The 16,918-nt window shown below is 45.5% G+C and carries 12 protein-coding genes; 4 read left to right on the top strand and 8 right to left on the bottom strand.

Annotated elements, in window-relative coordinates; all coding sequences use genetic code 11:
* The first annotated feature begins 73 nt into the window (after positions 1-73).
* From porW to uvrC, 3 genes are all read left to right on the top strand, one after another.
* The gene (porW, locus tag CWM47_RS06500; RefSeq protein ID WP_100987216.1) at positions 74-2,320 is read left to right on the top strand and encodes a type IX secretion system periplasmic lipoprotein PorW/SprE; all 2,247 of its coding nucleotides are present in this window, start codon (positions 74-76) and stop codon (positions 2,318-2,320) included.
* 90 nt (positions 2,321-2,410) lie between these two features.
* On the top strand, positions 2,411-4,768 hold the full coding sequence (locus tag CWM47_RS06495) for a penicillin-binding protein 1A (protein ID WP_100987215.1): 2,358 nt from the start codon (positions 2,411-2,413) through the stop codon (positions 4,766-4,768).
* 141 nt (positions 4,769-4,909) lie between these two features.
* Positions 4,910-6,721: an excinuclease ABC subunit UvrC gene (gene uvrC / locus CWM47_RS06490; RefSeq protein ID WP_100987214.1), complete on the top strand. Its 1,812-nt coding sequence runs from the start codon at positions 4,910-4,912 to the stop codon at positions 6,719-6,721.
* Positions 6,722-6,842: 121 nt separating this feature from the next.
* On the opposite strand, the gene porN is transcribed toward uvrC, so the two are convergent.
* From porN to sucD, 8 genes are all read right to left on the bottom strand, one after another.
* Positions 6,843-7,892, bottom strand: coding sequence for a type IX secretion system ring subunit PorN/GldN (porN, locus tag CWM47_RS06485; protein WP_100987213.1), 1,050 nt, complete (start codon positions 7,890-7,892; stop codon positions 6,843-6,845).
* A gap of 57 nt (positions 7,893-7,949) precedes the next feature.
* Entirely contained in the window at positions 7,950-9,536 is a 1,587-nt protein-coding gene (gene porM, locus CWM47_RS06480) for a type IX secretion system motor protein PorM/GldM (protein ID WP_100987212.1), read from the bottom strand.
* 141 nt (positions 9,537-9,677) lie between these two features.
* A complete protein-coding gene (gene porL / locus CWM47_RS06475; protein ID WP_100987211.1) occupies positions 9,678-10,490 on the bottom strand; it encodes a type IX secretion system motor protein PorL/GldL in 813 nt (270 codons plus the stop codon).
* A gap of 92 nt (positions 10,491-10,582) precedes the next feature.
* Positions 10,583-11,707 (bottom strand): T9SS ring complex lipoprotein PorK/GldK, encoded by a 1,125-nt coding sequence (porK, locus tag CWM47_RS06470; RefSeq protein ID WP_100987210.1) that lies wholly within the window; start codon positions 11,705-11,707, stop codon positions 10,583-10,585.
* A gap of 259 nt (positions 11,708-11,966) precedes the next feature.
* Entirely contained in the window at positions 11,967-12,941 is a 975-nt protein-coding gene (locus CWM47_RS06465) for a PorP/SprF family type IX secretion system membrane protein (RefSeq protein WP_100987209.1), read from the bottom strand.
* 181 nt (positions 12,942-13,122) lie between these two features.
* Positions 13,123-13,908 (bottom strand): uroporphyrinogen-III synthase, encoded by a 786-nt coding sequence (locus CWM47_RS06460; RefSeq protein WP_100987208.1) that lies wholly within the window; start codon positions 13,906-13,908, stop codon positions 13,123-13,125.
* A 99-nt stretch (positions 13,909-14,007) separates the two neighbouring features.
* Positions 14,008-15,225, bottom strand: a complete 1,218-nt coding sequence (locus tag CWM47_RS06455) for a DUF4271 domain-containing protein (RefSeq protein ID WP_100987207.1) — start codon at positions 15,223-15,225, stop codon at positions 14,008-14,010.
* Between the two features lie 14 nt (positions 15,226-15,239).
* A complete protein-coding gene (sucD, locus tag CWM47_RS06450; RefSeq protein ID WP_100987206.1) occupies positions 15,240-16,115 on the bottom strand; it encodes a succinate--CoA ligase subunit alpha in 876 nt (291 codons plus the stop codon).
* A gap of 160 nt (positions 16,116-16,275) precedes the next feature.
* Here sucD and CWM47_RS06445 point away from each other — a divergent pair, with 160 nt between their 5' ends.
* On the top strand, positions 16,276-16,890 hold the full coding sequence (locus CWM47_RS06445; protein WP_100987205.1) for a DUF6962 family protein: 615 nt from the start codon (positions 16,276-16,278) through the stop codon (positions 16,888-16,890).
* The last annotated feature ends 28 nt before the right edge of the window (positions 16,891-16,918 follow it).

The following is a 16,918-nucleotide window of genomic DNA, read 5'->3' as shown; positions in this document are numbered from 1 at the left end:
ATTTGGGCTAAGGTTCCATATTATTGACCCCCTTAGAAACGTTTTAGTACGAGTGACCACGTGTTATTTTCGAATGTCCCGCTATTTACGAAACCAATCCTTTTTGTTACTTACGGTCCTTATTCTATTGACCGGTGGACTGGTATCGTGCTCACAGTATAGCACGAAAGCGGTCAGCAAAGGGTATCATAACTTAACAGCCCATTTTAATGCATATGTTCTTGCCCGCGACCAGATCAATCTGGCCGAGCAAATCCTGTTTAAAACACGGCAGGAAAACTACAATCAGTTAATGCCTATCCTCTTGCCGGTCGACTCCATACTGATGCAACCGGTAAAACCCCAAATTGACGATGCAATTAAAAAAGCATCGCTTATTCCTGAACGACATCAGAATAGTAAATGGCTCGATAATGCCTACATTCTGATAGGACGTGCCCGGCTGCTGAAACAGGATTTGCCGAATGCAATTGAGGTCTTCAAATACGTCAATACAAAAGGAACAAATGAAAATGATAAGCATACAGCACTGGTTGGTTTGATGCGGGCCTATGTTGAAGCCAATGACTATACAAACGCATTAAATGTATCCGAGTACCTTCGAAATCAACCACTCAATAAGCCTAATACGCGTGACTTCTATTTGACAAAAGCGTACATGCATGAGCGGCAGGGCGAATATGCAACCGCTGCCGGTATTCTGGATGCCACCTTCCCTGTGCTGAAAAAGGGAGAAGCCACCGCTCGTCTACACCTTATTGCGGGTCAATTGTATGACCAGATTGGCCAGCCAGCTAAAGCCGTTGACCATTACCGCAAGGTGTTGTCCTCACACCCCACTTATGACCAGTCGTTTTACGCAAATCTGTATGCTATTCAAAGTAACGGGTTAACGGGTGATAAAAAAAGGATGGCGCAATCGGCCGAAATGTTTGATGATTTGCTAAATGATCGAAAAAACGAAGACTTGAAAGATAAGGTTTACTTTACAATGGGGTTGCTTGAAGCGCGAAGCGGTCGGGTAGATAAAGCCATCGGCTACTACAGCCAGTCGATTCAGGCGGCCGGTTCCAACACTACTCAGGTGCCCTACACCTATCTTGAAATCGGCAAGTTGTACTTTGAAAAGAAAGCAGATTACACGCACGCTAAAGTTTATTATGATAGTGCGCTCGCTTTAATGCCGAAACAATCACCAGACTATGCCGCTCTGGTAACCCGCAAAAAAACACTCGACGACTTTGTTCTCTACAGAACGACTATCACTACCGACGATAGTTTATTAGCTCTGTCGAAACTAGACGCCAATGCACTTGATAAGGTTCTTGAGAAAGCAATTGATCAACGGCAGAAAGAAGACAAAGCACAGGCCGCATTGGCACAACAAATTGTAGATCGGGCAACGAATGGAGCTGGAAACACAATGCCGGGTGCTACGAACTCCAATCTTCAACCAAATGAACGGTGGGTACTTTATAACCCCGTTGCCTTGAGCCAGGGGAAACAGGAATTCTCGGTACGCTGGGGCAATCGGCCACTCGAAGACAACTGGCGACGAAGCAACAAGGAAGCCTCAGGCGCAATAGCAGCTGATAATAGTCCAATCAACGGATCAACTCCAGCCAATTCCATTAACCCGAATACGCCGTTACAGCCAGTCGATGCCGGTGGGGGCGCTGTCGTGCTGTCGGGACCAAGTCGAAAAGGGCAGAAGGATGCCATGATGGCTAAGATTCCATTCACAAAGGAAGCGCAGGCACTGGCAAACCAACGCATTGAGAATGCTTTATATAAGTTGGGCAAGCTTTATAAGTTCGAGTTGAACAAACCCGCCGATGCCATTCCAACCTTTGAACAGTTGCTGACCCGATACCCAAATACACTACAAAAACCAGAAGTGTATTACTTACTTTACCTCTCGAATGAGCAAATCGGTCAATCGTCTCCCTGGAAAGAAAAATTGTTGGCAGAGTATCCCAATACCTCCTACGCGCGTCTAACAGGGAAAGTGGTTGCCCAAACTACCGATTCGGAAGCGCAGGCATTGAAAACCTACACAGCCATTTATGAGCTGTATAAGGCAAATAATAACGCCGAAGCATTGACCCGGGCAGAAACCGCTTTGGGGAGTGTCGCAGGAACCCAGTTGGAAGACAAATTGGCGTTATTGCGGCTTTTATTGGTTGGTAAAGTAAAGGGTATAGATGATTACCGGCAGGCCATAAGCGAATTTGTCCGTGATTATCCCGGCAGTCAGTTGTTACCTCATGTAAAGGAAATGCAGGCCGCAGCCGATCAGCTTTCGGCAAAGAGAAAATAATTTAATGTATGTAGGTTCGGTAAGTCAACGTCCATCTGATCATTCAGGAACTTGACGAATTGAATCTAAAACGAATGAGACAAACCCATAATGACTGAATTTGCTCCTGGTCCATACCGAAAAATAATCCGAAGCTTATGGCGATTTTCGCTCACGGGCATAATCTTGCTGGTTCTGTATGTATTGGCTGTCAGCTACAATTTTTTGTGGCTTTTTGGCGGCATGCCGAGTCTGAAAGCTCTTGAAAATCCAAAAAGCGAAGAAGCCTCTGAAGTATACACCGCCGACCATCAATTGTTGGGTAAATACTACGTTGAAAACCGTACTCCTATCGAGATTTCGCAGGTGTCGCCCAATGTAACGTCGGCTCTGCTGGCAACAGAAGATGCCCGATTTATCAAACACTCCGGCATTGATCCTCGCTCGTTATTCAGGGCTGTTGGCGGTTTTATTACCTTCAAAGATGCCTCCAGTTCAGGCGGTGGCAGTACACTCACACAGCAAACCGCCAAGAATTTATTTGATACACGGCAGGAGGAACTCCGGGGTGTTCTGGGTCATATTCCGGTGATTAGCCTGATTATTGCCAAAACAAAAGAATGGATCCTTGCTGTACGCCTGGAGAGGAACTACACCAAGCAGGAGGTCATGATGATGTACCTCAATACGGTTTCGTTTGGGAACAATACCTACGGTATCAAAACGGCCGCCAAGACGTATTTTAGTAAAGAGCCCTGGAATCTGAATGTCGAAGAGGCCGCTTTACTGGTAGGAATGCTCAAAAACCCAACCTTTTATAACCCCCGCTTATTTGAGGACCGAACAAGAGATCGTCGGAATGTGGTGTTGGGGCAGATGAAAAAGTACAAACTCCTGAGCGAGGAGCAATTCTTAAGCTATAAGAACAAACCCCTGAAACTTGATTTTAGCATCGAGAATCAGAATACAGGTATGGCGGCTTACTTTCGGTCTGTTATCCGCGATGACATAAAAAAGTGGATCAGGCAGTATAATGACGAAAATCCAGGTGCCGAGCTCGACCTCTATACCAGCGGATTGAGAATTTACACGACTATCGACTCTCGCATGCAGGCCTATGCAGAGGAGGCCGTAATGACCAATATGCGCGATCAGCAAAAGAAATTCTACGAGCACTGGCGCGGTCGTAACCCTTGGGTCAAAAAAGACCCCCGAACGAAGAAATACATTGAAATTCCCGGCTTTATTGAGTCAGTTGCACGTCGTACAATTCGATTTAAACAGTTAAAGGCAGCCTATGGCGACGATGAAAAGACCATCTGGCAAGAGATGCGCAAGCCGATTAAAATGAAAGTGTTTGTGTATGGAGGTCGCCGAAATGATAAAGATACAACCATGAGTCCGCTGGATTCGATCCGGTACTACAAGCGGTTGCTCAACACTGGTTTCATGTCTATGGACCCTCGTTATGGCTACGTAAAGGCATGGGTTGGCGGTGTCAATTTCAAATACATGAAGTTTGACCACGTTCGTCAGAGCCGTCGCCAGCCAGGGTCTACCTTCAAACCATTCGTTTACCTTACGGCTATGGATCAGGGTTTCGTGACTCCCTGTAGCCACATTGTAGATCGCCCCACCGTGTTCGCACATGGCGAGGATAATAACAATGGGCCACCCTGGATGCCAAAGAACTCGACAGGGCGATACAGCGGCATAAATCTATCGTTACGCGAAGCCCTAGGCCAATCCATCAATACGGTTAGTGCTCAATTGATCAAAAAAACGCGTGCAGCAGCCGTAATTAAATATGCCCACGATATGGGTATTGAAAGCAAAGATCTGCCCGATAACCCCACGCTTTGTCTCGGAACCGGCGACGTGTCTGTTTATGAGATGGTGGCGGCTTATTGTGCTTTCGCCAACGGCGGGACGCGTGTCCGCCCGATGATGCTTATTCAGATTACGGATAAAAACGGTAATGTGTTAAAGAACTTCACACCCGATGCCAAACAGGTAATTAGTGCGAATCGGGCTTATGAGATGCTTCATCTGATGCGCGGAGCCGTAGAAGATCCCAATGGAACAGCCCAACGGTTGCGAACACAGTATAAACTGCTGGATGGTGGCAATGAGATTGCTGCTAAAACCGGAACAACGTCCAACTACTCAGATGCATGGTTTATGGGCATGACCCAGCATCTTGTTTCCGGACTTTGGGTGGGAGGTGACGACCGGCCTATTCACTTCCGGGATATTTCACTGGGTCAGGGTGGCCGATTGGCTATGCCCGCCTGGGCCATGTATATGCAAAAGATTTATAATGATCCTTCGCTGACGCAGTATCGCCCCGAACCTTTCCGGAAGCCCAATAATTTTAAGATCGATTGTGGCGGTTATCATATAGACTCCTCCCAACGGTACATTCCGCCAAAAGTCGTACCCGAAGATGAGGATGAAGTCTTACAGTAAACGAGTTCAGGCCAGCCTATTGCTGGCCTTTTTTTACCTTAAATTTTAAGCAACCTTTAGTCGATGTGGGTTGTTTTGTAATACCAATCATACCTCAAGATTGCACCCTAATCCGTCGACAGTCTCCGTCGGCAATACAGTATGCCTGAATTCGACTATAAAACAGAGTTAAGCAAGGTGCCGCACGAGCCGGGGGTTTACCGGTATTTTGATTTATCGGGCGAAGTAATTTATGTGGGAAAGGCGAAAGACCTCAAAAACCGGGTCAGTAGTTATTTCACAAACTCAAAAGGGCATGATCGCAAAACATTACGGCTGGTAAGCCAGATTCGAAAAATCGAGTTCACCATTGTTCATACTGAGTTCGACGCGTTGCTGCTCGAAAATCAACTCATTAAACGCTATCAGCCAAAGTTCAATATTCTCCTGCGCGACGACAAAACATACCCCTTCGTCTGCGTTACCAATGAGCATTTTCCGCGCGTTTTAACCACTCGTCGCATCGACCGAAAACAGGGAACATTCTATGGACCCTTTGCCAACCTAAAGCCTATGTATACAGTGCTGGATATGTTCAGTCAACTGTTTACTATTCGAACCTGTAATTACAATCTGGCCCCCGAAAACATCGAAGCAGGCAAGTACAAAGTTTGTCTGGAATACCACATTGGTAATTGTAAAGGGCCGTGTGAAGGCAAGCAGGATGAAGGCGATTACAATAGTGATATTGAACAAATTCATCACATACTAAAGGGAAATCTTAAACCGGCTCAGGAATATTTTAAAGATCGGATGGTCGAAGCTGCCAACGATCTGGCCTTTGAACAGGCACAGAAGTATAAAGATAAAATGGACGTGTTACAACGCTTTCAGAGCAAATCGACGGTTGTTAATCCCAAAATTGCCGACGCGGATGTTTTCTCGATTGCTTCTGATGAAGTGTCTGCATACATCAACTTCATGAAAGTTGTGAACGGCACCATTGTGCAGGCTCACACGGTGGAAGTCAAGAAAAAACTCGACGAAACCGACCCTGATTTGTTAGCGATGATGATTATCGAATTTCGAGAGCAATATGGAAGTCAGGCAAAAGAAATCATTACCAATATTCCTCTCGACGTTGATTTAAAAGCTGAAGTGACGGTTCCTCAGATTGGCGATAAAAAGAAATTGCTGGATATGTCGCTCAAAAACGTCCTGTACTTTCGACGTGAACGTCAGGATCGGGCGGCTGCTGAAGCGACGGCCAATGCCAGTAAGAAAGATCGGGTACTTATTCGGCTTAAACAGGATTTACAGCTAAAAACGCTTCCTAATCGAATTGAATGCTTTGATAACTCCAACATTCAGGGCACAAACCCCGTGTCGGCAATGGTGTGTTTTGTTGGTGGAAAACCGGCCAACAAGGAATATCGGCATTTCTCTATAAAAACCGTTATTGGCCCTAACGATTTCGCCAGTATGTATGAAGTAGTTACTCGCCGATACACACGCGTTTTAACAGAAGATACGGGCTTACCCGACCTTATTGTGATTGACGGTGGGAAAGGGCAACTCAGCGCTGCCTGCGACGCGTTAAAGGCACTGGACCTTTATGGCAAAGTACCGATTATCGGTATCGCAAAACGATTGGAAGAAATTTACTTCCCGGAGGATAACCTGCCGCTTTATATTGATAAGAAATCTGAATCACTGAAACTGATTCAGCGAATCCGCGATGAAGCCCACCGGTTTGCTATCACTTATCACCGCGACAAACGAAGCCGTAATTCCTTGATAAGCGAGTTAGAAAATGTAGAAGGCGTTGGCAAAAAAACGGCAGCCAAATTATTGAAGCACTTTAAGGGCGTTACGAAAATTCGTGAAGCTTCGCTGGATGAAGTAGCCGAAGTGGTTGGTAAAGACCGTGCTGAAAAGCTTAAACTTTATTTCGACACGATTGAGAATGCCTAAAAAGTAAAGCGGCTAGAAAGCCGCTCATAATGGGATTGTTCAGACAATTTCACCTCTATAAATTACACTGTAATAAATCCCATAAAAAAAGAGCGACTTTTCAGTCGCTCTTTTTTGTTGATTAATATTCCCAGAGACCGTGCTCGGTTTCCATCAATTCATATTCTGTCTGATACGATTTAAGTAAGCCTTCGCGGTCACCATACATCCCTACCAAGTCAGTATCACCAGGGTTAGCTACTTTAGTAATCCGACCATAAAACAACCGGAGGTCAAAAGCATCGGCCAGGTTTTTGTGTTGAGCCTGATTTTGTGGGTTATACCAAATGAATTTCTTTGGATCACTGCGGAAAAGCTTATCCAGATCTTTATACTTGAACGAAGCTATCGGCTTTTCAAAACCAGCCTGGTTTTTATCAGCTGGCAATAAAAGTGTTACTGTCTGCATATCATAATACAGCCGTGAGCGCTTCCGATCAAAGATCCAATCTTCTTTAACTTCAAGAATATTCAGTTCTTTAGGGAAGTATTCATCGCCAGAAAACGCAGGTGCAGCCGCTGCAACAGCTACCGTATCCTTGGGCGCTTCAACAACAGGAGCAACAACTTTACCTTTTTTACCTTTCTTGTTAGCAGCTACTGATGACTTTTTCTTTGGGGTTCCCCAGCCATCATCTGCGGGTTGTGCAGCAGCTTTCTTAGGCGTTCCCCAACCATCATCGACTGGCTTCTTCTTATCTTTAGGTGCATCCCAACCATCGGTAGCTCCGGCAGTTTTACCATCTTCAGTAAAACCAGCTGCTTTTTCCTCAGCCGACAAACCTCCACCGGTATTTGGAATCAGCATATTTTCGTGAAATTTCTCGGCTGTTATCTTTGTCGTACACGAATCATTTGCATACGCATCAATCAACCCAGCTTTCACGGCATCAATCAGATATTTAGAAATCTCATTGTTCTTCGAGAACATCGACTGATTCTGTTTCTCCTTCAGGTCAATCCGACGCCAAAGGGTTTTCTTCATCATGATGTCGTTCTCGTTAATTCCACGAACAGAATTAGCATTTACGCCACTATTCGCTTTCTCCTGAGCCAGGACTTCTCCTCCCGCCAGTGCCAGCGCTGCTACTGCCAGCACACCAGCATATCGTATCGTTCTATTTTGTGTCATGGCCACTAGTTGTTGTCAATTCAGTATGTTAACGGTCAAAAATCCGCTTTAGTACATCTAGTAAAGCGAAACCTGTGAAAGCGGACTGCCCATCGGTACGTCACTAATTTCACCCCTAAAATTCTGGCGTTGTACACCATCTACCTGAATAACAAGGCGATCGCCAGGTTGAGCTTCAGCCGCTAGTGTAGCAATAGAACCTCCTCCGGGACCTACAGTCACAGATGTAACTCGACGTGTACCTCTTACTAAAGAGATAGTTGCACCTGTTGTACGGAATCTTGCATCCTCTGGTGAAAAGATAGCAAAACTTGGATCCGGAACTGCCTGAATCTTTACACTTCTCGCTGAAGAAACTGGAACACCTCGAGGATCATTTGTCAAAGTGCCACCAACTGATATTTGTAAGGTTGGACGCGGCACCTTAGATACCTTAAATGTTTCAGTACCTAGTAAGCTACCACCATTACTTACGTTCAGCGCAACAGTAGCCGCACTTGGCACAACGGTCACTTTCCCTTTTTCTCCGGATTGAATGACAGCAGCCCCATTGGCAGTGATGTTTGGATTCCATAGAGCGCCTAATTGAGGGCTTTGAATGCTCAGTTTATTTGCACAGCCAAGATACAAAGGAGGTAAAGTTCCTGTCTCAATTTGATATGATGGCTTAGCCACGAAATATTCTGCCGTGAGCGGAACCGTTTTCAAACCCGCTGCAGTCTGATAGGCAATGGAGCCTGTCAATGTACGACGGGCCAGACCATTTTTGTCATATGCACCACCCTGAGCCGTGAACTCAATAATACCCTGCCCATCCTGCATACGCACAGCTCCACCATTCAAGCTCATTCGTGGTTGAATGCCCGACGATGAAGCAGCCAGGAACATCTGTCCTTTAAACTTCGTGCCGGCAACAACTACTTTAGAATCCATGCTAAGCATGGCAATGATTTTGTCGAATTTAACATCCTGCGCACCAACTTTACTAGCCAGCACGTCGAGTACTTCACCTTCAAGCCGACGAACGTCAGATTGCTTTTGGCTTAACACTGCCAATGCTGCCGGTACCGGCGTTTGAGCAAAATTCAGTTCGGCAAAATCTTTTCTTTTCTGATCGGGAGAAAGACTGGCAATTGGATCGTCTTTACCGTCTAATGCCATCGGAGCGTATTTATTGCCCGAAAGTCTGTTCAGGTTTTCAATGTATCCGTTTAACTGATCTTTCAGTTTGAATGCTTGCCCGTTACGGTTTGTACCGATCATAAGTTGAGCGACGGATTCTTCTTCGCTCAGATTTTTGATATTACCCGCTTCGTCACGACCACCGCTTGCGGTTACGATTTGATCTTTCAACTTGTCAATTTCGCCACTTACTTCAGTTGTTAACTTCCGGACTTCATCGGCTTGTTTGACAATAGCCAGATCAGTAGCCCGGTTACCTGACTTTTCGACGGTTGCCCGAATATTGTCAAATGTAGACTGGTTTACCTTACTAACGGCTCCGACGGACTGCTCTAAACTGTTATTAATTAAAACGAATTTCTCCAGAATGGCCGACGTGACTTGCAGAGCCAGTAATGCGGTCAAAACCAGATACATCATCCCGATCATCTTCTGACGGGGTGTCTCTTTTGTGCCTGCCATAAACTATGGTAGTGATAATAAAAAGTTGTGGAAAAGGCCGCCGTAGCGGTTATGTTGTTGAGGCAAAGTAGAGTTTACGTTGTCAGCTATAGACGTTCGGTCTACTAACTGACAACGGTATACTTTACATAATTATCAGTTCTAGTTGCCACGCATGGCTGTCAGCATACTGCCGTATACGCCATTCAGGGAAGCTAAATTTCCAGTCAATTTGGCCAGTTCACTTTTAAACTGCTGTGTATCGCGGCTGGCATCACTCATGTTCTCCATCGCGGCCGACAGGCTACCATAGAAAGCGTTCATTGCTTTCAGGTGTTTGTTTGTGTCCTGTAACTCCAACTCATATACGGCGTTAAGAGCGCCCATATTTTTGGTTACTTTCTGAAATTGATCACGATAGTCTTTGGCATCGGTCGTCGCGTCGGCCATTGAATTCATGGCTGTGATCGCTGTACCGTATGATTTATTCATCTCACCAATCGAACTCGACGCCGATTTAACGTTCTTTGCATAGTCGTTGGTTGCAACCGTTGCATCAGTAAGATCAGAAAGTTTAGATACGGTGTCATTCAAGTTACGGAAGCCTGAGCCTAACCGTTCGAAAACGTCGGGGGTAACTTTGGCCTGAGCGAGCATCTGATCCATATTTCCGGTCAAGCCATTCGCTTGCGGAGCGGGTTTACGTGCTTCACCTTTGAAATCCTCTGCTAGTTCAGGATATACCCGTTCCCAGGCATATCCATCGCCCGCGGTTACTGGCATGGTGAAGCTTTGAACAGCATACAGGGCAAAAATAACTACCTCTGTTAAAAGACCGGCGGTCAATAACCATCCGAATTGTTCGTTGTGCGTAATCTTGGCCCAAGCTCCGGCAATAACGACGGCGGCACCTGCACTATAAATTGTTGGTACTAAACGATCCCAAAAGAAACTCGTGGACTTTTCTGCTGCCATGGTAAGCGATTGTTGGTTGGAATAGGTAATTTGCTGTGTAAGGATACTCTTTTAATTTTTTGCAGGTGCTGAACTAGCCAGCACTCTGTTATTTATGCTTTCTTGGCTGAGGCCTTTTTGCTTGATTTAGCCTTGCCACTGCTTGCCCGCCCTGATGCCGTACGACCTTCCAGGTTGTCCATTATGCAACGGAAACCAATGTACGAGCGTTTCTGATCTTCATACTCGTATGAACGAGTACCTGTTTCGAGGTAGTAAGCAATGTCTTTCCAAGAACCACCCCGAACCACTTTACGAGGCTCATCGGCGTTCTGATTGTCCGGGTTCATATCCCAAACAATAGCGTTCGTGTTATCAGCATAGGCATCCCGGCACCATTCGGCAACGTTACCAGCCATATTGTACAAGCCGTAATCATTCGGATTATATGCCGTTGCAGGGGCTGTATATGGGTAGCCATCAGCATCAAAGTTACCCCGTTGTGGTTTAAAGTTTGCCAGATAGCAACCTTTGCCGTTGGCAACATATGGGTTACCCCACGGATATTTAGCTCCATTTTTGCCACCCCGTGCAGCCCACTCCCACTCGGCCTCTGAAGGGAGACGGAAACCAAACGACTTATAACCGCCATCTTTTGTACGGAAATCATCGAGTGTATTGGTACGCCACTTACAGAAGTGTTTTGCCGCAATCCAGCTAACACCAACGACAGGATAGGTGTCGAAGGCAGGGTGTCCATAATAGTGCTCCAGCATGGGATCACCATTGTGATAGGTAAAGTCATTTTTCCAAACAGTCGTGTCAGGATAATATTTAGACATGATTTCCTCTTCGCCCAAAGTCGATACGGAATCAGCCATCAGTGCATTGACATACTGCCGATATTCGTGGTTCGAAATCTCGGCGTCGTCCATATAAAACGAACTGATCGTTACCTGCCGGTTCATGTTAATTTGAGTAGCCGCCACATCTTCATCGGCCTGACCCATAATAAATGATCCTGATGGAACCAGTACCATACCAAAGGGAGTCGGCTGTTTCCAGCCTTTACGCCCGGTGGCTGTAACTTCACCGTTTGTAACGCCTACATCGCCACCTTTTCCACCCTTACCACCAAATTTTGACTTCAGAAAGCCACAACCTTGCATTAGCAGTATGACTGCTGCGCCCATCACTATCCGGGTTGCGTTGACTGTTAACCAGTTATAATTCATCATTGTCGAACTTTTACCTTCTTCTTGTGCGAGACCAGACTAAAAACGAAAATCTGTTTAGTTATTGTATGTTAAATTCGGGTTGAGCGTATTTTCTGTACTACTTATACACGAACTCATGTCTATTAAAATTGTTGTTGCAGCATTCACAACGTCACTTTCGTCAAAAATAAGGCTCTCACTGCAAACAGCCTAACAAGAATATTGCCAAAAAGGCATTTTTTATGAAACTTAGTCAAGAATTTAAATTTTCTGTAATTGCCTAATACCGGAAACGCGGAGTCCTGATAATTGGCTTCTTCCTGACATCAGGTGCGGGCAGTGCATAAGAAAATAACAACTCATGCGACGTTGCGCTCTTTATCTGCGTGCCGCTTGTTACGACATCTAATGAATAACCAATTCTCAAGGCATTATTACGCATCAGGTTAATACCTACCGTAGCCATCAAAGCATCTTTAAACCGATAGCCAACGCCCGCCCAGAAACGGTTATCATAAGTTCCCAGTAAGTTTAGAGCAACATTGGATCCGGGAAAACCCGCAACAGTACTATACTGCACCAATATGGAGGGCTGTAGATCGATATTATAACCCATCCCCAAGCGGTAACCTGCTGTTAAGTAAGCTTTACTGTCAGACGGTTCCGTTGTACGGTCGGCTATATAACTGTAATTGGCCTTGTTTAAGTGTGTCATACTTACACCCAGCCAATAATCTGTCGTATTATAGTATACGCCGGCACCAATATCAGGCTTGAATTGATTGATGCGTCCGGTAGTAAGCAACGGATCACCAGGGTCACTTGGACGGAATTGGTCAAAGTCATAGCCCCGATTGAACATTCCACCCTGAACGCCCAAAGACAAAGTTCCGTTTTTTAAGGTCATCCGATAGGCATACGATATCTGCACGGCCTGATTTATGGATGGGCCATATTTATCGTTAAGCGCATAAATACCAATACCACTTTTGATTTTAGCCAGTGGCATGTTGAATGAGATCATTTGTGTGCTTTGTGCAGCACTTCCATCCCCTGTGCCAGCCGTTTGATACCCCAAATACTGTGTTCTGTGCGTAAGCTGTAGCCGTGATACACCCTCTGACCCGGCCGCAGCCGGGTTGTAATAAAGGGGGTTATACATATACAGACTAAATTGAGGGTCCTGCTGAGCAAAGGCGGTTGGAGCAACAATCGTCAGCAATAAGAAAGCAAAAACGTAGAGTGTGCGAATCATACGACCTAACCGAAATTCAGAACAGCTATTGGCAAATTAAACAGCGTTCCCGTAAACAATATCACAGTTTACAACTAAACGCCTGTATGGCCAAATTATTGGCCCATAAATAAAGGCTAAATGCCGGAAGTGAGGCTATACACTCGGTTCCGGCATTCAGCCTTTGTATAACAGCTAAGGTTTATTGATTGTTAGCCTTTTTTAGATACAGATCCAGTGCGCCTGTCATGGAAGGAGCGTTTGGCAATGGAGCCTCAATATCAAGTGTCAAACCTGCTTCTGTAATCGCTCTGGCCGTGGTTGGGCCAAAGGCTGCCATCCGGGTACCATTTTGATTGAAGTTTGGGAAGTTGCTCTTTAACGAACTAACACCCGAAGGACTAAAGAAAGCGATAATATCGTAACTCTCAATATCCAGATCCGACAGATCAGTAGGTACGGTATCGTACATTACAGCCTCCGTAAAATGAAGCCCACTGGTATCCATGAATTCGGGGATATCATTACGCCGTATGTTCGAGCAGGGGAACAGGAATTTTTCGGTCTTGTGTTTCTTGATCAGGTCAAATAATTCACTAGCCGTTTTAGTCCCGTTAAAAATCTTGCGCTTTCGAATAACGATGTATTTCTGCAGGTAATTGGCCGTTTGCTCCGAAATACAGAAGTATTTCATATCAGCTGGCACATCGACACGCCCCTCCTGACAAATCCGAAAAAAATGATCTATGGCATTCCGGCTGGTAAAAATAATAGCCGTATGAGCCAGGATATTAATTTTCTGACGCCGAAAATCTTTAAACGATTCGCCCTGAATCTGAATGAATGGGCGGAAGTCGATTTGAAGATTATACTTGCTAACTAAATCAAAGTAAGGAGATTTTTCGTCGGCGGGTCGGGATTGGGTCACTAACAGCCGGTTTACTTTCGTGAGCCGGTTTTCGGTGGATTGCATACTAGTTTCGTTCATTGAATCTTTACTCGGTTCAACAGTTGTAGTCAATATCAGGCTACTCGATGAAGTAGTCTGCTTTTCAAAAACAACCAACTTATCACTACCCACTCACGCTTACAATGCGAAACGCAAACCAATTATAAGTGGAATCAATTCAACGATGCAAAGGTACGAAAATAAATAAAGATTCTTGATAGGCTCTAAACTTCGGATGACCAGATAAAGCAACATCAGACGCCCCAGGTAAAACCCAATCAAAGGCAATAACAACATCTTCGGTACCCACAAGAGGGTTGGCGCATTGACCGTGATTATTGACAGCAACAGGGCCAGTGCCGTAAAAAACAATAGGGACGATTGGAGTATTTTGAAGTAATGAACGTGAATTATATCCTGTAATTTATACAAACCGCCCATAACTTCAAGCAGAACATATTTGCCAACCAAGCTTAAGAATGCGGCTCCACTCAGTAGTAAAAACTCGCCAATCAACCAGCCAAAATGCTGTTCTCCAAGCAATAAAGTGCGCGAGGCAAATACGTCGAGGTTACGGCTTTGGACAAAAACGATCAGGTAGGCAATGACAAAACTAACATTCAGCGTGAAGAGCAAGTTCGTGCTGCTCAAGGGGCGATTGATCAGAAATGACTCCTCTTGCGCCCGCAGTGAAACCAGATCACGAAAGCTGTAAAACCGTAAAAAAGCCCGATGGTAAATAGCAAACAGAAAAGCATGTGTAGCCAATAAAAACAGGAGGCCCAAGCTCAAAAAGTTATCGTAGATTGTTTGCGGGCGTGGCCGTACGCTCAAATTATCATCACCTAGCACAACTTGCTTCTGCGTAGCTGACTTGGGATAGCCAATATACAACCGTTTGTCATCAAGGCCCGGGGCGCCGTAAATGGTCAGAAAAATTTCTGGTTGGCGGTACACCCGGAACAAACTATCGATACTTAACACCTCCCAGCGATCGGCGCGAAGTTTACGTTTAAGGGCGGCATTAATAAACAGATAGCCATCCCGACGGGTCGAGATCAATAAATTATAATGCCGATTACTTTCGAGGTCGATATAGGCACTCAGTGCCGTTTGGTCGGCGTGTTGTTCGATAATGTACGGAATATAGGCTTTGGCACCTTCGTCGTACACCTGAAAATCATCTCGAAAATTGTGGATAAGGTAATAACGTCCCTCTGGTCCAATGCCTGTGGCACGGGGTTGGGCTGTAGCGATAGAAATAAAAAAGAGTGAAAGAGTGAAAGAGCGAAAGAGCGATATTAGGGCATAGTTGTTTCCCTTTTTGTTCACTCTTTCGCTCTCTCGCTCTTTCACTCTTTTTGCTTTTATTATTTTCCTAACGCTTTCAACATCGTGTCGCCGATCAGTGCAGGGGATTCAACGACGTGAATACCACATTCTTCCATGATGGCCATTTTTGCTGCAGCGGTATCGTCAGCTCCACCAACAATAGCACCCGCGTGACCCATCCGGCGACCTTTCGGTGCAGTCTGGCCAGCAATGAAGCCTACAACAGGCTTCCGGTTACCGTCGGCTTTAATCCAGCGAGCAGCTTCCGCTTCCATACCGCCACCAATTTCGCCGATCATTACAATAGCTTCTGTATCAGGATCGTTCATCAGCAATTCGACCGCTTCTTTGGTCGTTGTACCAATAATGGGGTCTCCACCGATACCGATAGCCGTCGATTGGCCCAGACCCGCTTTTGTCAATTGGTCAACGGCTTCGTAGGTTAACGTTCCTGATTTAGAAACGATGCCAATGGTTCCTTTCTTGAAGATAAAGCCCGGCATGATACCTACTTTGCATTCTTCGGCCGTCATAACACCAGGGCAGTTAGGACCAATTAGCCGAACATCTTTGTCCGAAAGATAGTTTTTAACAGCAACCATATCCTCCGTCGGGATACCTTCGGTAATACAGATGATAACCTTAATTCCGGCTTCGGCAGCCTCCATAATGGCATCAGCGGCAAAAGCCGGTGGCACAAAAATGATAGAGACATTCGCTCCTGCCTGCTCGACAGACTGCTGAACAGTGTTAAACACGGGCCGGTCAAGGTGCGTTTGGCCGCCTTTACCAGGCGTTACGCCCCCAACAACGTTGGTGCCGTATTCGATCATCTGCTGGGCATGAAAACTGCCTTCCGAGCCGGTAAAGCCCTGGACGATAACTTTGGAGTCTTTGTTGACTAAAACGCTCATGACGGTTTGTAAATCGTTGGCGATACGGTTAATTATATGCAAGGCTACTAGACAAAAAAGAAAATAGGTGGTAGTGCTTACGCTCTTTTCTCTTTCGTTCAGTAGTCCTCTCTCTTTTAAAAAGTTGGGCAAAAGTAGCCGAAACTTCGTAAATTACGTGATGATTTTTTCGCACATCCTTTCCGGCTCCATTCTGGCCGGGGCGGGCGTCGGAGTGTTCTGGCACTTTTTTGGACGCATTTCCCTGTTCAACCGGTTGCTATGGGGCTTTTTTTTGCTAACTACCTCCGTGGCAGCTCTAATTGGTGTTCTGCATTTTGCAGGCAATGAATCACTGGAGCCATTGCATCACTCCATGATTATACTGTCTGATACACTGGGAGTTGTGTGCGTTGTAACGGCAGTTTATGCACTCTTGAACCAACGTACTCTTTCGCTTTTCTCCTTCGTGTCAACGGTACTTTTTGGTTTATTTTTATTTATTTCCCTCTTACTTCCCGATGTACGTGTTTTCACGCCAATTGTCCCATCGATGGGTATTTTGGTGTTGATGCTACTGGCAGTTTTTTCGCTTCTTCAACGAAACAAACGAGGCTTATGGGTTGTACTAGCCGCTATGATGATGGGATTGGCAACAAAAGCCGATTCATTCAATGGATTTATTCACCCAACCGATTTTTATCATTATGCTACAACACTAGCCCTGTGGTTTTTTGGTAAAGCTTCTGATTGGCGCATTGGAAACCGACAAACTCGCTTGAAGCGATCCGCTTGAGCTGATCCGAGCAAAGGGCGGCTGATTC

Origin of the sequence: Spirosoma pollinicola (assembly GCF_002831565.1) — a bacterium.
Classification (GTDB): domain Bacteria; phylum Bacteroidota; class Bacteroidia; order Cytophagales; family Spirosomataceae; genus Spirosoma; species Spirosoma pollinicola.
This window is presented reverse-complemented; position numbering and strand designations above follow the sequence as displayed.